The organism is Denitromonas halophila (assembly GCF_007625155.1).
Lineage (GTDB): Bacteria > Pseudomonadota > Gammaproteobacteria > Burkholderiales > Rhodocyclaceae > Nitrogeniibacter > Nitrogeniibacter halophilus.
In genome coordinates this window covers 330237-353110 of record NZ_VMNK01000003.1, presented here as the reverse complement: position 1 = coordinate 353110, position 22874 = coordinate 330237, and the positions used below count along the sequence as shown (strand labels likewise).

Here is a 22874-nt window from a genome sequence, read left to right as displayed (position 1 = left end):
GCGCAAAGCCTTGGGCGGGAAGGAGAGGCATCCCGTGTTTCGACGCCAACATTCGTTCCGCGTAGTGGTCGTGCTGGTCTGGGCGCTGCTTTTTGGCGCGCCTTCGGTGCTGGCCCAGACCGCCCCCGACCAGCGCTATGCCGCCGCGCGTAAAGAAGGTGTGGTGGTGATTTACGCGGCGACGGATGAAAGCCTGGCGCGTGAATTGATACAGGACTTCATGCTGCAGTATCCGGGTGTGCGCGTCGATTACCACGACATGAGCTCTGGCGTTCTGTACACCCGCTTCGTGGCGGAGACGGACCGGGGTGGGGTGGCCGACGTGGTCTGGAGCTCGGCCATGGATCTGCAGGTCAAGCTGGTGAACGACGGCCACGCCCAGGCGCACCGCTCGCCCGAGACGGCGGCGCTGCCCGAGTGGGCCGTGTGGAAGGATGAGGCTTTCGGCACCAGTTTCGAGCCCGTTGTCTTCGTCTACAACCGCCGGTTGCTGTCAGAGGACGAGGTGCCGAGCAGCCATGCCGAATTGTTGCGCCTGCTGGCGCGGGCGCCGGAGCCATTCCGGGGGCGTCTGACCACTTACGACCCGGCACGCTCGGGGGTCGGGTACTTGCTTCACAGTCAGGACGTGCTCGCCAATCCGGTGGTGTTCTGGCGTCTTGCCGAGGGCTTTGGCCGCATCGGCGTCCAGACCATGCCGGCCACCTCGGACATGCTCGACCATGTCGCCTCGGGGAAGGCCCTGATCGGTTACAACATGCTCGGCTCCTACGCCATGATCCGGGCCGCCAGCGACCCGAACCTGGGCGTGGTGTTGCCGCGGGACTACACCCTGGTGATGAGCCGGGTGGCCTTCATCGCGCGCCAGGCGCGCCACCCCAACGCAGCGCGGCTGTGGCTCGACTATCTGCTCTCGCCCCGCGGACAAGGGCTGCTATCGAAGAATCCCGGCTTCTATTCGGTGCGTACCGATGTGCCCGCCGACGAAGTGGCCGAGGAGTTGCGCCAGCGGCTGGGCGGCGCGTTCAGGCCGATTGCCATTGGCGCCGGTTTGTTGACCTATCTGGACCAGCTCAAGCGCCGGGACTTCCTGCGCCAATGGAATGATTCCGTCGCGCCGCTGCCCTGAGCGCGGTCGCCGCGACAAGTTGTTGGCTTCATGTCATTCAAGAATAGCTGCACGACCTTCGGCCTGATGGCATCGACCCTGGCGCTGGCGGGCCTCGCAGGCCTTGCCGCGTCGGCGGTGCACAGCCCGCTACCCTGGATGCTCGGCCCGCTGTTTGGTGTCGCGGCGCTGCGCACGCTCGGCCTGCCCTTGCTGCCGCCGCCCGGTGGGCGTCAGGCCGGCCAGTGGGCGATTGGCGCCAGCCTGGGCCTGTACTTTACCGCGCAGGTACTCGATCTGTTGCGCGCCAATTTTCTGTTGGTGAGCGTGCTTGCCCTCTCGGCCTTGTTGATCGGCTTGCTGTGCGCCTTGTTGACCCTGCGTCTGGCGGCCAGCGATCGCCCCACCGCGTTCTTTGCATCACTGCCCGGTGGTGCGTCGGAAATGGCGGTGATCGCCGAGCGCTTCGGCGGTGCGGTCGACCGAATTGCGGCGGCGCATGCGCTACGGGTCATGCTGGTGGTGGCCCTGGTGCCGTTCGGGCTGAGCTGGTTTGGCGCGCACGGCAGTGATGTCTACTTGCCGTTGGTGACGACGCTTGAGCCGGCCCGGCTCCCGTGGCTGCTGGCGTCGAGTCTGTGCGGCGTTGGCGTGTTGGCTGCCCTGCGCGTCGGCAACGCCTGGGTGCTCGGACCCTTGCTCGGGGTGGGTCTGGCGACGGCGTTTGGCGTTGAGTTGTCGGCGCTGCCGGTGTGGGTGGTCAATGGCGGGCAGTTGCTGATCGGTTGTGCGCTGGGTTGCCGTTTTTCACCTGAATTCTTTCATGCCGCGCCGCGCTTTCTGGTAGCGGCGGCCATGTCGGCATTGCTCGCCGTTGGCCTTGGCTGCGGGCTCGCGGCCATGGTCTCTGCCGCGTCCGGCGTGCCGCTGGCCACGCTGGTGTTGGCCGCGGCACCGGGCGGTGTCGCTGAAATGTGTATCACGGCCAAGGTCTTGCAGCTCGGTGTGCCACTGGTGACGGTGTGCCATGTGTTGCGGGTGATTGTGCTGACCGTGGGGGCACCGGGGCTGTATCGACTGTTTCTGCGCATGACGCGTTGAACCCTGCTTTGACGCGCATTGTCCGTGGTGCCCCATGCGCGTGAACGCCAGGCGGCCGCACCCGTGATTGCGGTGCGGCCGCCGGTTCTTCGCCGCGAGGCGCGGCGTCTGAGCGGGGCTTAAGCGACAAACCTCACTTGCGATTGCGGCGTGCGGGTGTCCATGTTGCGGCCGCGATTGAGGTGGTCATCGATCTCGCCCGCACAGCCAATCATGCGTCCGTAGAGGAAGGCGGTGAACGCCGCCGTCTCCAGTTGTGCCGTGGACAGGCGGCCTTCGCGCAGCGGCTGCCACATCATTTTCAGCAAGAGCGTGGCGATCAGCGCATCGACGTTGACGCAGAACACGTTGCGAGTCACGCCCCGATCGAACAGCGCCTGGGCGAGTTGGCGGTAGTAGTCATGGAAGATGTTGTATTCGCCGCGTGCGGTGAACAGCTCGCGGACGAATTTCTCGCGCGGGTCGATGTTGATCGCCTTGCCCTTGAACACCGGATGGTTGAGGCAGGGCAGGTTGCGACTGCCGGTGCCGGTCTCCTTGCCGGCGGACCGTTCGGCGGCGTAGTCGTCGATGAAGGCGTTGATCATCGCGGCAAGGTCCAGTCCGTGGTCCGGATTGGCCGGGTCCGTCAGGTCCTGCCCGGCGAATCGCTCCAGCAAAAAGGCAACGCCTTCAAAGCCGTTGCCGCCATGGGCGAAGCCGGTGTGGGTCAGAAAGCCGACGACGGCCTTGTTGAGTTGCACGCGCGATGGGGTCTCCGGGCCATCGGCCGACACGGCGCCTTTCGCGCCTTGCGCCGAAATCGCCCCCGGCCCATTGGTGAGCAGCAGCCCCGTCAGCGTCTGGAAGGCAAACAGGTCATTGCCGCCGAGCGGTCGTCCGGTCAGGGCCAGGGCGGCCACCTCGGTGATTGAGCGCGCGCCCAGGAGCTCGGACTGCGCGATGCCGCAGACACTGTCTGCCGTGTGTTGCGTGGCATCGACGGAGGCGCCCAGCAGGGTGCCGATCAGGCGCATCCACCACGGGAGGGTTTCAACGCTCAGCCGGGAGACACGCTTGCGCCGGAGCGGGCCCCAGCCCAGCGTGGTGGTCAACGCGGCGAGCACAGCGTCGGCGCTCGGATGGCCCGCCTGGGCGATTAGCCAGGTGAGCGGCACCGAACGGATGCCACGGGTGTGCGCCGCGTCGATCATCGCGCTGGCGAGCGGGTCGGGTTCGTCAACCAGCAGCAGCGCGCGGGCGGCGGGGGTGAGCGCAATGCTGGTGCTGTCGAATGTCTGGTCGCACGCGTCATCCAGTCCGGCCGCCGAAAACAGATCAATCAGCAGCGCGGCCGCTTGCCGTGCTGGTTCGGCGGTGCGCGGTCCGACAATGCTGGCCGCCGCGGCGAGGACCGAGTTGGGGGCGTTGCCGGCCTCACGTGCGGCCTGCGCGGCGGTCAGCATGGGAGTGCCGTGCAGCCTGGTCAATGCCAATACCGACAGGTTGACCAGCGCGTGGTCGTTCGGCCCGCCCGCGTCGCGCAAGAGGGCGAGGGCGAGATTCGCTTCGAGCGGCTTTTGTGCGGCATCCAGCATGGAGACGCCGTGCAGGCTGGAGACCTGGGTGCGGGGGTCCATCTGGGAGGCGCCCGAGGCGTCTTTCAGGTTCTGCCGCGCAAACACCGTTCCGACCGATCGGGCCAGCTCGGCGATGTGAGCGTTGTGGGGTGCCGCGGCTTCAACCACCGGCGGATCCAGCGCGACCGGCAGCTGGATGCCCTGGTTGGCGCCGAACCATGGCTTGAGCTCCATCGTCCCTTCCGGCGCAAAGTCGGGCAGCGTGGCGTTGGCGCGCATCACCGCGGTGAGCGCGGCGGGAATATGGGCAATATTGGTGACGACCGCGCCTTTGGCGGAGAACACCGGATTGTCGGGCGTGTAGAGGGCGTCGACGCCGAACTTCTCCATGAACCAGCGCTCCTTGCTGAGCGCGTCGTCGTGGCCGCCGGCCATCGCACCGGCATGCCCCACCGCGCGGGTCAGCTTGGCTTTCCAGCGTCCGACGACGCAGGCCACCACGGGTTTGGTGAAATCGGCGTCGCGCTCGTAATAGCCGCCGGGCTCGCAGTACAGCACGGCCGCCTTGCTGCGTGCATCGTTGGCCAGGGCAAAGGCGAACTCGGGCGCAGCATAGTGGATGTAGATGTCTTTGCCGCTTGAGACCAGCGTGGTGGTGCCCCAGCCGGCCATGCGCAGATACTGCGCAATGGTGGTGGTGAAGCCGCCCGAGTTGGAGAGAATGGCGATCGAGCCGCGCTTGAGTGTGTCGCCCGGACTGTCGCCGCCGAGTGCGCCGCCGATGCGGACCTGGTTCCATGCGTCCGCCACGCCCAGACAGTTGGCACCGAAGATGTCGATGCCGGCTTGCTGGCCCATGGCGCGGATTTCACGTGCGTCGTGGACGGCGATCTTCTCGGTGATGATGAAGATCTTCTTCAGCTCCGGATTCACCCGGATCAGCTCGGCAACGCCGTCGCGCGCGGCGGTGGGCGGCAGATACACCACGCCGCAGTTGAAACGGTGGCCGGCTTCAAGGCCTTCGCGCACGCTGTTGAATACCGGAATGGGACCGCACGGGGTGTCCAGGGTTTGCCCCCGGCGCCCTGGCGATGTGCCAAAAACCACATTGCCGCCTGACCAGGCATGGCCGACCGGGGTGACCTCGGACGACTCGCCGCCCAGGATGTTCAGTACGCAAACCTTGTCTTGCGCAGTGGCGATCTGGGACAGGGAACTGATCCCCACGTAGTACTGGAAGTCACCTACACCTTGCTGATGCATGTTGCTCTCCTGGAGTCTGTGTTGTTGTCGCTGGCGCGTGCGAAGCCACGTCAGACGTGATGTCTCAAGCGGCCTCGGACTGAGTGCTGACACCCAGCCTGGCCGCGATCTCGGCGCGGCCGCCGGCCTTCATCCACTCATTGACTTCGCGGGCGTAGTCGACGACTTCGCTCATCGCGGTGTCGTAGCCAAAGAAGCGGTAGGGCAGGCCCAGGGCTTCGCAGGTGTCGCGGAAGGCGGCCATGCCCCGCACCAGATTCGGGCCGCCGCGGCCAATGACCACGAACAGCGGCGTGGGGCCATGCTTGCTGATGTGTTCGCGCAAGGCGTCGGCCATGGCGCGGAAGGTTTCGAAGATATCGGTGTTGTTGGATTTGCCGCCGATGATGAACAGCACATTGGACTGCGCGAGCCAGTGCCGGAAGCAGATCGACGCGACCGACTTCATCTTCTCGTAAGGGGGATTGCCACCGAAGTCGGAGGAAATGATGGCGTCGTCGCCCAGCATCTCGGTGACCAATGAGTTGGCGCCGCCACCAAAAGTCGGGGCAAGGATGGTGCCTTTGTCGTTGATGACGTAGACGTCGCTCTGGCCCTGGTGCGTGCGCAGCTGGTTGATCTCTTGCTCGAAATCCGAGTAGTCGGCGGCAAACAGATGCGTCGGCAGATTGAGCCGGTGCCAGCGGGTGTCGTCGCGGTCAAAGCCGCACTTGAAGTCGCAGGCAACGGGGGTGAGGCGGCCGCGTCGATCAGGGCGCATGCGGATCGGGTTGAGCTCGAGCACGGTCATGCCGAAGTTGTGATACAGCTCCCACAGTTTCGGGAGCTGTTGCACCAGCGGCGAGATGATCTCGCTCGGGGCGCCGATGTCGGCCAGCGCATTGGCCACCACGAAGGCCTTCATGCCGGTCAGTGCATCAAAGGGCACGCGGGCGATCAGCTTGGGGTCCAGCTCTTCAATGTCCACGCCGCCGCAGTGCGTGATGGTCAGTGTGGGCGCGCGAAATTCGGTTGAGACCGACAGCGAGAAATAGATTTCATGCTCGGCGGGGACGGCGCCTTCAAAGGTGACGCCGTTGGCCTTGGCAGACTGGTTGCCGTGGTGGTGCTCGACAAAGTAGAGGCGCTCCTTCTCGGCCAGTGCGGTTTTGAGGTCCTTGGCGCGACCGAGCAGACCGGCCTTGCCCTTCTTGCCGACGCCGCCTTTGAAAACGGGTTTAACGAACACCGATCCGTGGCGCTCGATCATGGCCTTGATGGCCTCTTCGCTGGCGTCCGGCCCGAGGACTTCAGCACTCGGGAATCCGACGAACTCGAGCAGTTTGCTACCGTGAAGCATGCCGGTGATCTGCATGGCTTTCTCCTGGATGTTGCGGGAATAGGTGACGAAAAATGGCGCCTGCTGTGGGCGACGACTTCATCCGGGGTACGGCGTGTCATGTCGACCGCGTGAAAAATGGACCCCGACTGTTCTCCTGCTCCCCCAGTCGGGGTCCGACGACGATTGACGTGCGAACGACCGCCGTCGCGAAGCGAGGGCTCAGAAGCGGTGACGGATACCGGCCATCACCACACTCGGGTCATCGCCAGCGGCCGGGGTCGTGTTCCAGGCGTAGTTGGCGTTGCCCTTGTTGCTGATGTGCGAAAACGCGGTGTACAGCGTGGTGCGCTTCGACAGGTTGTGCATGTAGTACAGCGACCAGCCGCTGGCGTCTTCCGCGCCGGCTTCGTTGCTTTCGTCGCGCGCTCCATAGCTGATGGCGACCGTGCCGGCGGCACTGACCGGAATTTCTGCGCCGAGCGCGTAGCTGCGTGCCTTGCCCGTGCCCTGACTGCCGCTTTCACGATCCTGGCTATAGAGCAGGTAGGCTTTGGCGACGGTGAAGTCGTAGGCGCCGGCAATGCCGTGGGTGCTCGCCTGACCGCCGGTGCTGTTGGTGTAATACGTCTGTGTCGTGATCGCCGCGGCGAAGGGGCCGTTTTTGTACATGCCGGTGATGCCGTAGCCGCGGCCTTGCTTGCGGGTGTCTTCATCCGGGCCGGTGTTCTCGGCGCCGGTCCAGTAGCCGACGTCAGCCGAGAAGCCGCCAAAGCTCGGTGAGCGGTACTTGATCATGTTGTCGAAGCGGGTTTCATAGCCGCGCGCAACCGATCCGGTTTTGCGATGGAGCAGGCCGGCCGTGCGGTCTGCGCCGCCGGTGGCTTCAAACGGATCCAGTGCAACGAAGGCGGGCGAATACTGGCGGCCCAGCATCACCTTGCCCCAGCTCCCCTCAAGACCGACGAACGATTGGCGACCGAACTGGCGTCCGCCCTGACCGGTGGCGCCGGTGTCGGGGTCGAAGCCGGTTTCGAGCACAAACAGCGCTTTCAGCCCGTTGCCCAGATCTTCGGTGCCCTTGAAGCCAATCCGGCTGCCGTTGAGCTCGCTGCTGGCCACGCCGGTGTATTTCTGGTTGCCGGCTTTCTCGTAGCTGAGATTCAGATCGATCAGACCGTAGATGGTGACCTTGGTTTCGGCGTGTACGAGGCCCGGCAGCCCCAGGGCGGTGGTGGCCAGGATGGCCGCGATTTTGTTGAGTTTCATTGACTCCTCCTTGTGTGGTCGCTTGTCTGTGCCGCGAAACTGTTGTCCGGCGGTCAGCGCATTTCACGACAAGGGGCTTTCAGTCCGCTTTCGCACCCCGGCAGCGCGCCAGGGGGTCGGCTATGGTGTCTGTATCAAGGCTGGTGTTGCCGGCCCGGGAGGAGCGTCATGTTCGTGGTGATCTATTGGTGGCGGGTTACGCCGGGCAAGGAGGCGCAGTTTCGCGAGGCCTGGCGGCGGGGTACGCAGCAGATCGTGCAGATATACGGCGGGCTGGGTTCGCGCCTGCATCAGGAGCGCGATGGGCGCTTTGTGGCCATGGCCGAATGGCCGGACGAGGCGACCTGGCAGCGCGCCTTCGATGCGCGCATGGTCTATCCCGACAAGGCCGTGCGGGCGGCGTTTGTTGATGCTATTGCCGAGGTGCCACCCGATAACAAGCCGGCCTTCACCATGACGGTGACGGACGATTTGCTGGTGCGCAGTGGCGGCTTGCCGGGAGAGACACCCGATGCCGAGTAAAGACGTGTATCAGGAGCTAAAGCTTTGCCGCGCGCTGCCGTTGTCCGGCCCATGAAGAAAAAGCGACGCAAGCTCCTGCCGCTCGGGATCAAGAAGCGGACCACCACCGAACTGCCGGCGCTGATTGCGCTTGAGGCGATCGGTCAGCCGTGGTTTTGCGAGGCGCATCTGACCGATCTGATGGCTTTGTCGATGGTCTGCCAGGTGGCGAGCGAGGCGGGTTCGGAGGTGAACACGGTCGCGCTTGAGTTGCTGGATCTGCTCGGCAAGGAGCCGCTCGATGGCGCCGTCATCGAACCCCTGGTGGTGTTTGCCAATGATTGGATGCAGCGTCAGCCCAATGGCCGCATTCAGGATGCGATTGATCGGCTGTTGATCGTCAGCAAGGTGCCAGCCGATGCCGCCGAGGGCGACGCCCCTGTCGCCTGAAGCCATGATCGCGAAGCCCTAGAAAACGAGGCTCTGCCCCTCTGCCGGGATCTCGCATTTCCTCTGATTTTCTGTCCACAACTTGTGCGACAGGGTGTCCAGTGCTTTGGGTTCGCCGTGTACCAGAACGACACGGGGGCTCCCCTCGAAATGCCCGATCCAGCGCATCAGTTCCGATTGATCGGCATGGGCCGAGAATCCGCCCAGCGTCTCGATGCGCGCCTTGACCACATAGTCTTCTTGAAACAACTTGATGTGTCTGGCGCCATCGACCAGTTGCCGGCCCAGCGTGTTGCGCGCCTGAAAACCGATGAACAGCAAGGTGTTGCGGGCGTTCCAGATGCGTTGCTTGAAGTGGTGGCGAATCCGCCCGCCGGTGCACATGCCGCTGCCGGCAATGATGATGGCGCCGGCCTTGACGCGGTTGATGGCCATTGACTCGTCGGTGGAGACGGCGCAGTTAAGATTGGGCAGGAAATCCACCAACGCATTGTGATGGCTACGCCGGATGTGTTTGACGTCGTTGTGGTCGAGCAGCTTGAACCAGCGGTCGTACAGCCGCGTCGCCTTGATCGCCATCGGGCTGTCGAGAAAGATCTGCCAGTTGTCGAGTGCGCCTTGCTGATGCAGGCGCCCGAGATGAAACAGGATCTCCTGCGTACGGCCGACTGCAAACGACGGAATCATCACATTGCCACCTCGTGCCCAGGTGTCGGTGAGAATCTCGCCCAGTTGCGCCAGCGTGTTGTCCATTGAGCGGTGATTGCGGTCGCCATAGGTGCCTTCCATCATCACCAGGTCGGCGTGGGTGAGCGGCGTCGGATCGTTCATCAGCACCGCGTCGCTCTTGCCCAGGTCGCCCGAAAACACCAGCGTTTTGCGCTGGGTCTTTTCCGTCAGTGTGATCTCGACGATGGCCGAGCCCAGAATATGGCCGGCGTCATGGAAGCACACCGTGGCCTCCGGCCCGAGCGACCAGGTGTCGCCGTAGGCATGTGGCTGGCACAGCTTGAGTGCCTTGTGCACATCGGTGCGGCTGTAGTCGGCCTTGCGCAGCGGCTTGCCGCGCCGGCGGTTGCGCAGGTTGCTGCGCTCCAGATCGCGCAGATACAGGCCGGCGGCGTCTTCGAGCATCAACTCGAGCAGATCGACCGTGGCCTCGGTGCAGTGGATGGGGCCGTCAAAACCGCGATTGACCAGCAGCGGCAGGCGGCCCGAGTGGTCGAGGTGGGCGTGGGACAGCACCACCGCGTCGATCGCGTGCGGATCAAAGGGGAGCGTTTCTTCATGCAGACGCTCCACGGCATCGCCCCCTTGGTGCAGGCCGCAGTCGAGCAGCACTCGACCGAGCGCTGGTGATTCAAGCAAGTGGCATGAACCGGTGACTTCCTGAGCGGCGCCATGGAAAGTAATTGTGGCCATGTGTGTCTCCGTGGGTTTTTCAGCGTCAGCAACGTGCAAGCGATCTTCAGCGTCATGAGAAAGTGTCGTATAGCAATTTACCGTCAAGGTGCCATCGCGGTACGCCGTGCCCTTTCATTAACCTCAGCGTGTATCCAGCCATGATAAGGAAAATCGAAGCGCAGCAACTGAGTGCCGGGATGTACGTGCACAAGCTTGGTGTGTCATGGCTGAAACACCCATTTCTGACCAGCCGTTTTCTGATTGATGACCCCAAGGACATCGCTGTCATCATGGCGGCCGGGATTCAGGAGGTGTGGATCGACACTGACAAGGGCGTGGATGTGGGGTCGCGTCCCGAGACCCCGCCGCCAGTGCCCGAGCAGACAGTTTCGGAGACCGAATCACCGCCCGCGGCACGGCCCGCCGCGCGAGGTGCTGCGCGTACGTCGATGCGTGTCGAACTGGCGCAGGCAAAAAAGTTGTGCGAGGCCGGCAAGGCGCAGGTGGCTTCGATGTTCAGCGACGTTCGCTTGGGAAAGGTTGTCAGCACGGCGGAGGCTCTGCCACTGATCGAAGAAATTTCCGCCTCGGTGTTGCGGAATCCGGGTGCGCTGATCAGCGTCGCGCGCATCAAGACACATGATGAATACACCTACCTGCATTCGGTGGCGGTGTGTGCGCTGATGGTGGCGACCGCGCGACGGATGGGGTTGGACGAGCAGCAGGTAAGGCAGGCAGGTGCAGCTGGTCTGATGCACGACCTGGGCAAGGCGATGATGCCGCTGGAGGTGCTCAACAAGCCGGGCAAGCTGACCGACGCCGAATTCATGATCATGAAGTCTCACCCCGAGGCGGGGTGGAAGGCGCTTGTCGAGGCCGGTGAGAAGGATGCGGCAGTGCTGGATGTCGTTTTGCATCACCATGAAAAGTTCGATGGCAGCGGTTATCCGCATCAGCTCCAGGGCGAGCAGATCAGTCTGATGGCGCGTATTGGCGCGGTTTGTGATGTATACGACGCCATAACGTCCAACCGGCCATACAAATCCGGTTGGTGTCCTGCCGAATCGATTCAGCGCATGGCAAGCTGGCGTGGGCATTTTGATGAGGAGGTCTTCAAGGCCTTTGTGCGCAGTGTCGGCATTTACCCGGTCGGCGCACTGGTGCGCACGCACACCGACAAGCTGGCGGTGGTGCTAGAGCAGGGAGAGTCTTCCATGCTGAAGCCGACGATCAGGGTCTTCTTCTCGGTGCGGTCCAACGCGCCGATTGCCCCGCAGATCGTCGATCTCGCCGCGCCGGGATGTCGTGAAAAGATTGCGGGGATCGAAAATGCGAGTCAGTGGGGGTTTGAGAATCTCGAGCGCTTCTGGATGGTTTGATGCTGTCGTGCGTGGTCGACACCGGTCGTCAAAGCCCGTAAAATCCGCGTCTTGCTGAGGAGCGCTGCGACCCGTGGGGTGTTTCCGGGGCCAGGCTCAGCAACGAATAACGGCGCTCGCAAACCTTTAGCCGGTTTGCCGCGCCGTTTTTCTTTGGGTGGTCCCGGCTATGATTGAAACAGCACGCCCGAGGACCGACCCATGCAAGCCGATCGCACGACCGAACTCCAGACCCTGCTGGCCCAGCGCATCCTGATTCTGGATGGCGCCATGGGGACCATGGTTCAGCAATACAAGCTGGGCGAGGCCGACTATCGGGGCGAGCGCTTCGCCGAGCACCCGCGTGACCTCAAAGGCAACAACGACCTGCTGGTGCTGACCCGGCCGGATGTGATCACCGCCATCCATCGTGCGTACCTCGACGCGGGTGCCGACATCATCGAGACCAGCACCTTCAACGCCAACGAGGTGTCGCAGGCCGAATACGGGCTGGCCGAGCTGGCCTACGAGATCAACGTGGCCGGCGCGCGGCTGGTGCGCGAGCTGTGCGATGAATACACCGCCAAAAATCCCGCCAAGCCGCGTTATTGTGCCGGCGTGCTCGGACCGACCTCGCGCACCTTGTCGATCTCGCCGGACGTGAACGATCCGGGCTTTCGCAACATCAGCTTCGACGCGTTGGTGGCCGATTACAGCAAGGCGGCGCGCGGCCTGATCGAAGGCGGCGCCGATCTGCTGCTGATCGAGACCATCTTCGACACGCTCAATGCCAAGGCCGCGGTGTTCGCCGTCGAGCAGGTGTTTGCCGAGCTCGGCCAGCGGCTGCCGATCATGATCTCCGGCACCATCACCGACGCTTCGGGTCGCACCCTGTCGGGCCAGACCGCCGAGGCCTTCTGGAATTCGCTGTCGCACGCCAAGCCGCTCAGTTTCGGCCTCAACTGCGCGCTGGGTGCGGCCGAGCTGCGCCAGTATGTGGACGAGCTGTCCACCGTCTGCGACTGCTTCGTGTCGGCCCACCCCAACGCCGGCCTGCCCAATCCGCTCTCGCCCACCGGTTACGATGAAACCCCCGAGGCGCTGGCCGGCGCGGTCGCCGAATGGGCGCAGTCGGGCCTGGTGAATATCATCGGCGGCTGCTGTGGCACCACGCCGGCGCATATTGCGGCGATTGCCCAGGCCGTTGAAGCCACCGCGCCGCGCGCCCTGCCGACACTGGAGAAGAAGTTGCGCCTGTCGGGCCTGGAGCCGTTCAACGTCGGTGCCGACGCGCTGTTTGTGAACGTCGGCGAGCGCACCAACGTGACCGGCTCGAAAGCCTTCGCGCGCATGATTCTCGAAGGCCGTTTTGACGATGCGCTGGCGGTGGCCCGTCAGCAGGTGGAAAACGGCGCCCAGGTGATCGACATCAACATGGACGAGGCGATGCTCGATTCGCTCGCGGCCATGGAAAAATTCCTCAAGCTGATCGCCTCCGAGCCGGACATCTCAAAAGTGCCGATCATGCTCGACTCGTCCAAGTGGAGCGTGATCGAGGCCGGCCTGAAGTGCATCCAGGGCAAGGGCGTGGTGAACTCGATCTCGATGAAGGAAGGCGAGGAAGAGTTTTTGCGTCAGGCGCGCCTGTGCCGGCAGTACGGCGCGGCGGTGATCGTCATGGCCTTCGATGAAACCGGTCAGGCCGACACCTACGCGCGCAAGACGCAGATCTGCAAGCGCGCTTATGACTTGCTGCTGGGTATCGGCTTTCCGCCCGAAGACATCATCTTCGACCCCAACATCTTCGCCATTGCCACTGGCATCGCCGAGCACGATAACTACGCGGTCGACTTCATCGAGGCGGTGCACTGGATCCATGCCAATCTGCCGCACGCAAAAACCTCCGGCGGCGTGTCGAACGTGAGTTTCAGCTTCCGCGGCAATGACGCGGTGCGCGAGGCGATTCACACCGTGTTCCTCTACCACGCCATCAAGGCCGGCATGAGCATGGGCATCGTCAATGCCGGCATGCTCGGTGTGTACGATGATCTCGATCCGGTGCTGCGCGAGAAGGCCGAGGATGTGGTGCTCAATCGCCACCCCGGCGCAGGCGAGGCGCTGGTCGACTTTGCGGTGACGGTGAAAGAAGGCAAGGCCAAGAACACCGGGCCGGATCTGAGTTGGCGTGAAGCGACGGTCGAAGAGCGGCTCAAGCATGCGCTGGTCAAGGGCATCACCGACTTCGTGGTGGCCGATACCGAAGAGGTGCGCGCCACCCTGGCTGCCGCCGGCAAGCCGCCGCTGGCGGTGATCGAGGGGCCACTGATGGCCGGCATGGATGTGGTCGGCGATCTGTTTGGCGCCGGCAAGATGTTCCTGCCGCAGGTGGTCAAGTCGGCGCGGGTGATGAAGCAGGCGGTGGCCCATCTGCTGCCCTTCATCGAGGCCGAAAAGCTGCGTACCGGCTCGGCCAGCAAGGGCAAGATCATCATGGCCACAGTCAAAGGCGATGTGCACGACATCGGCAAGAATATCGTGGGCGTGGTGCTCGGCTGTAATGGCTACGAGGTGGTCGACCTCGGCGTGATGGTGTCGACCGAAAAGATTCTGCATGCCGCCAAGGAGCATGGCGCCCAAGCCATCGGTCTGTCCGGGCTGATCACCCCATCGCTGGAGGAGATGAGCCATGTCGCCGGCGAGATGCAGCGCCAGGGCTTTGACGTGCCGCTGCTCATCGGCGGCGCCACCACCAGTCGCGCTCACACGGCGATCAAGATCGCGCCGCACTACAAGCAACCGGTGGTGTATGTGCCCGACGCCTCGCGCGCGGTCGGCGTGGTGACCGCGCTGCTGTCCGAAGGCGGCGCCGAAGACTTCAAGACCCAGCTGGCCGCCGACTACGACAAGATCCGCACCCAGCACGCCAACAAGAAAGGCGTCACGCTGGTCAGCCTGGAGGCGGCGCGGGCCAATGCCTTCCGCACCGACTGGGCGTCCGAGCCGGTGGCTGCTTGCAGCAATTCGCACCAGGCCGGCTACCAGCCCTACACCCCGCCCGAGCCCAACACCACCGGCGTGATGGCCATCGACGTGGATCTCGACGACCTGCGCGAGTACATCGACTGGGGCCCGTTCTTCCAGACCTGGGATCTGGCCGGCAAGTTTCCGCAGATTCTCGACGACAAAGTGGTCGGCGAGACGGCGCGCAACGTGTTTGCCGACGCCAAGGAAATGCTCGAGATGATCATCGCCCAGGAATGGGTGCAGGCCAAGGCGGTGTTCGGCCTATTCCCGGCCAACCGGGTTGGCGACGACATCGAGTTCTACACCGACGAAGCACGCACCACGCCGATGATGAGCTGGTACGGTCTGCGTCAGCAGCACGAGCGCCCCAGCGGCAAGCCGCACTGGTGTCTGGCCGACTTCATCGCGCCGAAAGACTCGGGCGTCAAGGACTGGTGCGGCGCCTTTGCGGTCACCGCCGGCCTCGGCATCGAGCTAAAGCTGGCTGAGTTCGAGGCCAACCATGACGACTACCGCGCGATCATGCTCAAGTCGCTGGCCGACCGTCTCGCCGAGGCCACCGCCGAGTGGCTGCATGCGCGGGTGCGCAAGGAATTCTGGGGCTACGCCGCCGACGAGACGTTGGGCAATGAAGCACTGATCAAGGAGCAATACCGCGGCATTCGCCCGGCGCCGGGCTATCCGGCCTGCCCGGATCACACCGTCAAGGCCGCGCTGTTCGAGCTGCTCGATGCGCCGGTCAACGCCGGCATGGGCATCACCGAATCCATGGCCATGACGCCGGCCGCCTCGGTCAGTGGTTTCTACTTCTCGCACCCCGAGAGCCACTATTTTGCCGTCAGCAAGATTGGCGAAGACCAGCTGACCGACTGGGCGCGACGCACTGGCCTGAGCGTGGATGCCGCCCGCCGCTGGCTGGCCCCCTTGCTGTAAGCCGGAGATCCGTCATGCACGCCCCGGACGCGCTGATCGCCCTCGGCCGCCTCGATACCGCGCGCTGCGACGTGACCGTCGTCACGCGCGAACCCGGGGCGGCGCCGGTGCACACCCACACGGAGACCTTGCATGTGCTGGTCACCGAAGGCTGCCTGTGGCTGAGCATGGACGGCGCCGAACGCCCCGTCCGCCCAGGTGAATGGTGCTGCGTGCCGGCCGGCACCGAACACACCGAGCGCTACGCCGAGCCCACCTCGGCGGTGGTGTTCTGGCTGCGCGAGGCCGGCTGACACCAATCCGGCCTTGACCTCGACGATCAGGTGGCCATACTGAAAGCCGCAGGACGCTCGCGTATGGCGTCGGCATTTCCGTCATTTATCGAGGCCGTTCTCATGTTTTTTGCTCGCCGCGCCACCTTGCCCCTGGCGCTGATTGCGCTGTGCCTGACCTCTGTCGCTCACGCAGCCGGCACCGCCGTGCGCGGGCCGTCCACCGCGGCGGCCGATGCGTCCGAGGTGGTGACCCAGTATTCAGGCTTCATCGATCTGAACCCCGCGCGCAGCGCGGTCAGCACGGTGCATGGCTACGATTCGGTCACCAGCATCAGCGTCGATACCGACAACGGCATTATCAAGGGCTATGCCGAGTTCGACCTGCCGACCGATTCGACCCTGCCGCTGAGCGCGACGGTGGGCTCGGCGGTGCAGGGGTCGCTGAGTTCGCCATTGACCTTTTTCGGCGGGACCGGCCCGCAGACCGTCACAGCCGAACTGCGCTTCGATGGCAGCTTCGACGCGCTGCGCGGGTTGCCCACGTTCAGCCTGACCGGCAATATCACCGCGACCAGTTTCACCGCGATCCCCTTTACCCAGTCGCTTTATCAATCGCAATTGACGTTCCTGATGAGCGCCGTGACGCCGACTTACGTGCCACAGGTGCTCACGCTGGGCCATGAAAGCCAGACTGCGGGCGGGGTCACCACCGATACCCCGTTCTATGCCGGGGCGACGCAAGTGGCGGTGGATGCATCGGCCACTTCGCTCGACGCCATCGTGCGCCTCAGCTTCGATGTGATGCCCGGCCAGGCCTACAACATCAGCAGCTTCGTCAATGGCCTCGTCACCGCCGAGCCGGGCAGCAACCAGACCGCCACCCATGGCGATCTGTTGTCCTCCGCTGGCGTGCTCGACTTCTCGCATACCGCGCAGCTCGCCTTGTATGTGCCACAGGGCGTGACCGTGGTGGGCGACCCGCTGATCCACCAGATTGTCGTCACCGCCGTGCCCGAACCGCAGGCCGCCGGCATGCTGCTGGCCGGGCTGGTGCTGGTCGCGGGTATCGCACGCCGCCGGAGGGTGCGCGGGTGAGCGGCGCGGGGCGCGATTTTCCGGCCGATGCGCGCGCGGCACTCGAGGCCGGGCAGTTGATCGAAGCGATCAAGATCGTGCGGCAGACGCATGGTCTGGATCTGGCCGAGGCCAAGGACTGGGTCGAGCGTGAGCGTGATGCGCCCGGTGCGCCAGCGCCGGCCGCCGATCATGACGGCGACCACGATCTGCCATCGGCCGCCGAGGCGGCGCTGGCGGGCGGGCGCATGATCGACGCGATCAAGATCGTACGCGCCGAGCGCGGGCTGGGCCTGAAAGAAGCCAAGGCGCTGGTGGATCGGCATATCGCGCAAAGCGACACGCCGTTTGGCCATGCGGCGCCGGGCAAGCTGCCCGGCATACTCGCGTGGGTGGTGCTGATTGTGGTGCTCGTCGCCGGCGGGGCATGGGTCGTCTTCGGCGCTTGATGCCAGTTGGCCAGACGTCAAGCCACACTGTGTGATTCCGGCGAGTCATCCAGGACGACCGCCTGCTCACCGTAAGGGATCAGTTGCCCGCCGTGTTCCGCCTGCCAGGCGCGGGCGGCGGCGTGGTCTGAAAACCAGTGGTTCGGGTACGGCAGATCGGCCGCGCGCAGACGCCAGCGCAAGGTCGCCTCGGGTGGCATCGTGCCGCAATGGGTAAGGACGGACGGCCAGTCGTCGAAGCCGCTTTCGCGGGCGACTGCGCTCAGGCAATGCTTGAGCTGCACCGATGCCCGTTGTCGATAGAGCGTGTTCAGGCTGTGTTTGTCGAACAGCTTTGCCGCGAGCAGGCGCCGAAGGGCGGGCAAGGCATCTGTCAGGGCGTCCGAGCGGGCGGCCTTGCACAGGCGTCGCGCCTCGCGGCGGGCGATGTGGGCAAAGTGAAGGTGGTGGTTGGGCGATGTGGGCATACCGGTCTCCATGAGCGCGGCTTCTCGCAAGGCTGGCGCGGAGGGTCGGTAAGAACAGGTGGTGATGCCAGCGGATGCGTGAGCTTTCGCGAGACGGGGCGCTCCGCCAGCGCAACCCGGCGCGCAGCGTAGCACGTCAGCTGCGCCGACTCAACAGCCCAGATACCGCCCTCGGCGGTGATTGACCCCGATCACCATGTTCAGCGCGGCCGAGGCCAGCACCGACAAGGCGGCCGCGTGCAGACCGATGATCCAGGCCGCGGCGCCCAGAATGACCAGGTCCATCAGCATTTGAATGGTGCCGGCGCGCCAGCCGCGCGTTTCCTGCAAATACACGGCCAGTACCCCGAGCCCACCCAGACTGGCGCGATGGCGGATCAGCACCAGCAGTCCGTTGCCGACCAGCAGACCGCCCACGATGGCGGCGAACACCGGGTTGATATGGTCGAGATGGATCAGTGTCGGCAACCACTCGCTCAAAACCGACAGTGAAGCGACCGCGGCAAAGGTCTTGATCGTGAACGCCCGCCCCATGCCGCGCCAGGCGAGCACATAGAAGGGCAGGTTGATGACGAAGAACAGGGTGCCAAAGTTGAGCCCCGAGGCGTAGTGCGCCAGATAGGCCACGCCGACCGTGCCGCCCATGGGGATGTCGGCGCTGCGAAACAGCAACACGCCGACGGCGACATGGATGCTGCCGATGAGGATGGCGAGCACGTCTTCGTAGAGATGGTGGGGCGGGCTGGGCTGGGTCATGAGTGCGGCGTGGCGGGAAAGAGCGACATGATACCGGCTCCGGTCGCTCTCGCCTGTCAGGGCAAATCCGGCTATGGTGAAACCAGAATCGGAACATCGTGAATGCATTGGGGCCGTGCATGAAAGGGATTTTCGTCAGCTACCGACGCCAGGACAGCCAGAGTGCCGCCGGCCGTCTGAGTGATCATTTGCGCGATCACTTGTCGGGCGTACCGATCTTCCGGGATGTCGAAACCATTGAGCCGGGCGTCGATTTCGTCGAAGCCATCGAGCGGGCGCTGGCCAGTTGCGGCGTGCTGGTCGCGGTGATCGGGCCGCGCTGGTTGACGGTCAGCAATGACAATGGTCAGCGCCGCCTGGACGACCCCGACGATTACACCCGCATCGAGATTGCCACTGCCCTGAAGCGCGACGGAGTGCGTGTCATCCCGGTGCTGGTCGAGGGCGCGCAGATGCCTGGCTCGGATGCGCTGCCTGACGATCTGGCGTCGCTGGCGCGGCGCAACGCGATGGAGCTGACAGATCGCCGCTGGGACTACGATGTGTCGCAGCTGGTCGATACCCTGCGCAAGGTGCTGGATCTCGCGGCGCCCGAGCCGGAACCGCCTCCCGCGCCGGTAGTGGCGGCCAGGGGGGGGGGGTCAAATGGACGGTCATCGGGGTGCTGGGGCTGGGCGTGATCGGCTGGCTGGCCGAAGCGCCGGGCGACTATGTGATCCGGTCGGGACCCGGCCAGTCGACGGACCTGGCGATACGCCCCGCCGCCGAGGTCGCAGACCGCATGGTGCCGGTCGATCTGACCGGTTTCTGGCGCGATGAAGACGGCGGTGAGTTGCAGGTGGTGCAGCACGGCGGCGCGTTTCAGGTGCGCGGCATGAGCGCTGATGGCGTCGTTGAGGGCCACGGGACGGTCAACGGGCTGCGTGGCCAGACCGTGTATTGGCTCAACGGTGTCGAACTGCGCGCCAGCTTCGCGATCTCCAGCGACGGCAACCGGATCGACGCGACCGTGGTCGACCCGCGAAGCGGTGCGCGGGAGCGCTCGGTGCTCGTGCGAATGCGTTGAGGCCCGGGCCAAAAGATTCCTCAATCCACGCCGTTAGCAATAGGGTCGCGAGGCCGCGCCTGGGGTCTGACGGCGCGGCAGCGGGGGGATTGAGGAGATGGGTTTGACGGTGTTGGTACTTGCTTTTCTGTTTTTCGCGCTGGGCGTGGCGGCGTTGGTCCTGGCGGCCTGCCGGCGCCATGAACTGAACGCGCTGCGGGCGACGTGCACCCAGTACGAGGCCGTGCTCAATCACCTGCCTGCCGGGATCACCCTGGTGGATGCCTCGCTCAACGTCACCGTGCATAACGCCGCCTTGCTCGAGGTGATGGATCTGCCGGCCGACCTGTTTGCGCATGGCACGACATCGCTTGAAACCTTGGTGCGCTACAACGCTCAGCGCGGCGAATACGGCGAAGGGCCGCTGGACGACGTGGTTGGCGACGTCATGGCCCGGGTGCGTCAGCCCGAGCCCTATCGCTACGAGCGAACACGGCCCAATGGCAGCGTGCTGGCCGTGCATGGCGCGCCCTTGCCCGATGGCGGCTTCGTTACCATCTGTACCGACGTCACCGAGCGCCACAAGGCCGAGGCCGCGCTGGCGCGTGAGAGCTTTGACTTGCAGACCATTCTCGAGCACCTGCCGCAAGGCATTTCGGTGTTTGATGACCAACTCCGGCTGCGTCGCTGGAACCGCATCTTGCTGGAGGTGCTCGAACTGCCCGAGTCGGCGGTTTACGAAGGCGTGCCGTTTGAAGAGCTGATCATGTTCCCGGCGCTGAGGGGCGAATACGGACCCGGCGACCCGGTGGAACTGGTCAAGGCGCGCAAAGCGCTGGCGCTCCAGTTTCAGCCCCACCGCTTCGAGCGGACCCGCCCCAATGGGCGCACCCATCTGGTCGAAGGCACGCCCATGGTGCGCGAGGGCAAGGTCTCGGGCTTTGTGGCCAGCTACACCGACATGTCGGATCGCAAGCGCGCCGAAGAGGTGCTGCAGGCCAAGCATGACGTGTTGCAGACGCTGCTCGACAACATCCCCAGCGGGGTCACGGTTTTCGATGCCAATCTGAACATGGTGCTGCACAACGACGAAGTGCTGAAGCTGGTCGACTTTCCCAAGGCGCTGGCCGAGACGCAGCCGCATTTCTCCGAGGTGATCCGCTACAACGCCGCGCACGGTGAATATGGCGAGGTGGACGTCGAGGCCAAGGTGGCCGAGATGGTGGCCCTGGCGCGCCACCCGACGCGTCACGTCATGGAGCGCACCCGGGCCAACGGACAGGTCTTGCTGGTGCGGGGTGCGCCGCTGCCGGGCGGGGGCTTTGTCAGCGTCTATTCGGATGTGACCGAGCGCCGCCGCATGGAAAGCGCCCTTCAACGGCGCAGTGCCTACCTGCAGGCGATTCTCGATCAGCTGCCGCAGGGGATCTCGGTCTTTGACGAACAGTTGCGCCTCAAGCACTGGAATCACAAGCTGATCGAGGTGCTGGAGCTGCCGCCGGCGGCGGTCTATCCCGAGGTGCCGTTCGACGATCTGATCCGGGTGCCGGCCGAACGCGGCGAATACGGCCCGGACGATCCGGAACACTATGTGCGCCAGCGCCGTGAGCAGGCCCTGCGCTTCGAGCACCATCGTTTTACCCGCAGCCGGCCCAACGGGCGGACACATCTGGTTGAAGGTCAGCCCATGACCATCGACGGTGCGGTGGTCGGTTTCATCACCACCTACACCGACATCACCGATCACATGCAGGTCGAGCGGGAGTTGCGCACCCGCAACGAGATTTTCCGCACCCTGATCGACAATATTCCCGGCGGCGTGTCGTTGTTCGACGGAGAGTTCAAGCTGCTCGCGGCCAACGAGAAATTCAAACAGCTGCTCGACTTTCCCGACGAGCTGTTCACGCAGACGCCGGTGACGCTCGAATCCCTCTTCCGCTTCAACGCCCGGCGTGGCGAGTACGGCCCCTGCGATGTCGAAGAAAAGGTCCAGGCCTTGATGGAGCGCGCGGCGTGGCGCGAACCGCATCTGTTCGAGCGGACCCGACCCAATGGCACGGTGCTCGAGATTCGCGGCCTGCCGTTGCCGGGCGAGGGCTTTGTCACCATCTACACCGACGTGACCGAGCACAAGCGGGCCATGGAGGCGGTGGCACGGCTCGCCCATCAGGACGCGCTCACCGGCCTGGACAACCGCTACACGCTCGAATCGCGTCTCGATCAGTCGGTTGCCGATGCGCGGCGCAACGGCAAGAAGTTGGCGCTGCTGTTCATCGACATGGACAACTTCAAGGCCATCAACGATTCGCTCGGGCATGCGGTCGGGGATGAGTTCCTGATCGCCGTCGCTCGTCGGCTGCGCGAGAACGCACGTGAGAGCGACATCGTGGCGCGGCCCGGCGGCGACGAGTTCGTGCTGGCGATCACCAATATTCAGGCGGTGTCGGCGGCAGTGCGTGTGGTCACCGACCTGTTCGAGTCGCTGGCTGAGCCGGTGACGCTCGGCGCGCAGCAGATCATCCCGTCCGCTTCGGTCGGCATTGCCGTCTTTCCGGACGATGGTGAAGACCGCACCACCCTCATGAAGCACGCCGACGTCGCCATGTACTCCGCCAAAAGCGCGGGCCGCAATGGCTACCGGTTTTTCGATGCCGCCATGACCGTGGCGGCCGATGAACGCCTGCGCTTGGAGGCCGACCTGCGCCGCGCGCTCACGAACGGCGAGTTCGTGCTCCACTACCAACCCAAGATCGGAGCGGCCAGCCGTCGCTTGCTCGGTTTTGAAGCCCTGATCCGCTGGCAGCAGCGCGATGGTTCATTGGTGGCTCCGGCGCGCTTCATTCCGCTGGCCGAAGAAACCGGGCTGATCGGTGCGATCGGCGAATGGGCGCTGAACACCGCCTGCCAGACGCTGCAGCGCTGGCGCGGCGAGGGGCTGTGTAATCTGAGCATGTCGGTCAACCTGTCGGCCCGGCAGTTGCGCAACCCGGCCTTGCCGGCGCAGGTGCAAGGCGCGCTGGCCCGCAGCGGTATCCCCCCCGAGCGGCTGGAGATGGAGATCACCGAGAGCGTGGCGATGGAAGATCCGGCGCGCACGGTGGAGATCCTGCGCGAGCTGAAGGCGATCGGCATCAGCCTGTCGATCGACGATTTCGGTACCGGCTACTCCTCGCTCGCCTACCTCAAACTGCTGCCCATCGACTGCCTCAAGCTCGACCGCACCTTTGTGATCGATATCGAAACCGACCCGAACGACGCGGCCATCTGCGCGGCCACCATTCGTCTGGCGCATACGCTGGGCCTGAGCGTGGTCGCGGAGGGGGTCGAAACCGTCGAGCAGGCGCGCTATCTGGATGGCCTCGACTGCGATGTGATGCAGGGCTACTACTTCAGCCGCCCGCTGCCCGAAGATGCCGCGCGGGCCTTCATCATTCATGGCGTGCGCGGCGGCGAGCCCGCGATCTGACGGGCAGCGTCGCACCGAGCGCTGTTTGCACGCCCTCCCATTGCCGCCCTGCCG

General features: G+C 64.6%; 18 protein-coding genes and 1 riboswitch. Of the genes, 12 read left to right on the top strand and 6 right to left on the bottom strand.

What is annotated here, in order from left to right; translation table 11 throughout:
* Positions 1–34 precede the first annotated feature (34 nt).
* Together FHP91_RS03775 and FHP91_RS03770 are read left to right on the top strand one after the other, a co-directional pair.
* Positions 35–1129 (top strand): ABC transporter substrate-binding protein, encoded by a 1095-nt coding sequence (locus FHP91_RS03775; protein ID WP_246116210.1) that lies wholly within the window; start codon positions 35–37, stop codon positions 1127–1129.
* A gap of 30 nt (positions 1130–1159) precedes the next feature.
* A complete protein-coding gene (locus FHP91_RS03770; protein ID WP_144308315.1) occupies positions 1160–2209 on the top strand; it encodes an AbrB family transcriptional regulator in 1050 nt (349 codons plus the stop codon).
* 119 nt (positions 2210–2328) lie between these two features.
* Here FHP91_RS03770 and FHP91_RS03765 read toward each other — a convergent pair whose 3' ends face one another.
* From FHP91_RS03765 to FHP91_RS03755, 3 genes are all read right to left on the bottom strand, one after another.
* Positions 2329–5031, bottom strand: a complete 2703-nt coding sequence (locus FHP91_RS03765) for a CoA-binding protein (RefSeq protein WP_144308314.1) — start codon at positions 5029–5031, stop codon at positions 2329–2331.
* Between the two features lie 64 nt (positions 5032–5095).
* Positions 5096–6385, bottom strand: coding sequence for an ATP citrate lyase citrate-binding domain-containing protein (locus FHP91_RS03760; RefSeq protein ID WP_144308313.1), 1290 nt, complete (start codon positions 6383–6385; stop codon positions 5096–5098).
* A 186-nt stretch (positions 6386–6571) separates the two neighbouring features.
* On the bottom strand, positions 6572–7618 hold the full coding sequence (locus tag FHP91_RS03755) for a porin (RefSeq protein ID WP_144308312.1): 1047 nt from the start codon (positions 7616–7618) through the stop codon (positions 6572–6574).
* 168 nt (positions 7619–7786) lie between these two features.
* On the opposite strand from FHP91_RS03755, the gene FHP91_RS03750 reads away from it, so the two are divergent.
* Together FHP91_RS03750 and FHP91_RS03745 are read left to right on the top strand one after the other, a co-directional pair.
* Entirely contained in the window at positions 7787–8140 is a 354-nt protein-coding gene (locus tag FHP91_RS03750; protein ID WP_144308311.1) for an antibiotic biosynthesis monooxygenase family protein, read from the top strand.
* Positions 8141–8191: 51 nt separating this feature from the next.
* The gene (locus FHP91_RS03745) at positions 8192–8569 is read left to right on the top strand and encodes a hypothetical protein (RefSeq protein WP_144308310.1); all 378 of its coding nucleotides are present in this window, start codon (positions 8192–8194) and stop codon (positions 8567–8569) included.
* An 18-nt stretch (positions 8570–8587) separates the two neighbouring features.
* Here FHP91_RS03745 and FHP91_RS03740 read toward each other — a convergent pair whose 3' ends face one another.
* A complete protein-coding gene (locus tag FHP91_RS03740; RefSeq protein ID WP_144308309.1) occupies positions 8588–9991 on the bottom strand; it encodes an MBL fold metallo-hydrolase RNA specificity domain-containing protein in 1404 nt (467 codons plus the stop codon).
* Positions 9992–10131: 140 nt separating this feature from the next.
* Here FHP91_RS03740 and FHP91_RS03735 point away from each other — a divergent pair, with 140 nt between their 5' ends.
* The 5 genes from FHP91_RS03735 (at position 10132) to FHP91_RS03715 (ending at position 17086) form a co-directional block, all read left to right on the top strand.
* A complete protein-coding gene (locus tag FHP91_RS03735; RefSeq protein WP_144308308.1) occupies positions 10132–11352 on the top strand; it encodes an HD-GYP domain-containing protein in 1221 nt (406 codons plus the stop codon).
* Positions 11353–11402: 50 nt separating this feature from the next.
* Positions 11403–11477, top strand: a riboswitch (S-adenosyl-L-homocysteine riboswitch).
* A 76-nt stretch (positions 11478–11553) separates the two neighbouring features.
* On the top strand, positions 11554–15288 hold the full coding sequence (metH, locus tag FHP91_RS03730) for a methionine synthase (protein WP_144308307.1): 3735 nt from the start codon (positions 11554–11556) through the stop codon (positions 15286–15288).
* A 14-nt stretch (positions 15289–15302) separates the two neighbouring features.
* Positions 15303–15581, top strand: coding sequence for a cupin domain-containing protein (locus tag FHP91_RS03725; RefSeq protein WP_144308306.1), 279 nt, complete (start codon positions 15303–15305; stop codon positions 15579–15581).
* A 102-nt stretch (positions 15582–15683) separates the two neighbouring features.
* On the top strand, positions 15684–16658 hold the full coding sequence (locus FHP91_RS03720) for a PEP-CTERM sorting domain-containing protein (RefSeq protein ID WP_144308305.1): 975 nt from the start codon (positions 15684–15686) through the stop codon (positions 16656–16658).
* Positions 16655–17086 (top strand): ribosomal protein L7/L12, encoded by a 432-nt coding sequence (locus tag FHP91_RS03715; protein ID WP_144308304.1) that lies wholly within the window; start codon positions 16655–16657, stop codon positions 17084–17086. Before FHP91_RS03720 ends, FHP91_RS03715 begins: the two co-directional genes overlap by 4 nt.
* Before the next feature lie 17 nt (positions 17087–17103).
* Here FHP91_RS03715 and FHP91_RS03710 read toward each other — a convergent pair whose 3' ends face one another.
* Together FHP91_RS03710 and FHP91_RS03705 are read right to left on the bottom strand one after the other, a co-directional pair.
* Positions 17104–17553, bottom strand: coding sequence for a hypothetical protein (locus FHP91_RS03710; protein WP_144308303.1), 450 nt, complete (start codon positions 17551–17553; stop codon positions 17104–17106).
* Positions 17554–17703: 150 nt separating this feature from the next.
* Positions 17704–18309, bottom strand: a complete 606-nt coding sequence (locus FHP91_RS03705) for a YitT family protein (RefSeq protein WP_144308302.1) — start codon at positions 18307–18309, stop codon at positions 17704–17706.
* A gap of 119 nt (positions 18310–18428) precedes the next feature.
* On the opposite strand from FHP91_RS03705, the gene FHP91_RS03700 reads away from it, so the two are divergent.
* The 3 genes from FHP91_RS03700 (at position 18429) to FHP91_RS03690 (ending at position 22820) form a co-directional block, all read left to right on the top strand.
* On the top strand, positions 18429–18989 hold the full coding sequence (locus FHP91_RS03700; RefSeq protein ID WP_144308301.1) for a toll/interleukin-1 receptor domain-containing protein: 561 nt from the start codon (positions 18429–18431) through the stop codon (positions 18987–18989).
* Positions 18986–19375, top strand: a complete 390-nt coding sequence (locus FHP91_RS03695) for a hypothetical protein (protein WP_144308300.1) — start codon at positions 18986–18988, stop codon at positions 19373–19375. Before FHP91_RS03700 ends, FHP91_RS03695 begins: the two co-directional genes overlap by 4 nt.
* Before the next feature lie 109 nt (positions 19376–19484).
* Positions 19485–22820, top strand: a complete 3336-nt coding sequence (locus FHP91_RS03690; RefSeq protein ID WP_246116226.1) for a PAS-domain containing protein — start codon at positions 19485–19487, stop codon at positions 22818–22820.
* Positions 22821–22874: the final 54 nt, after the last annotated feature.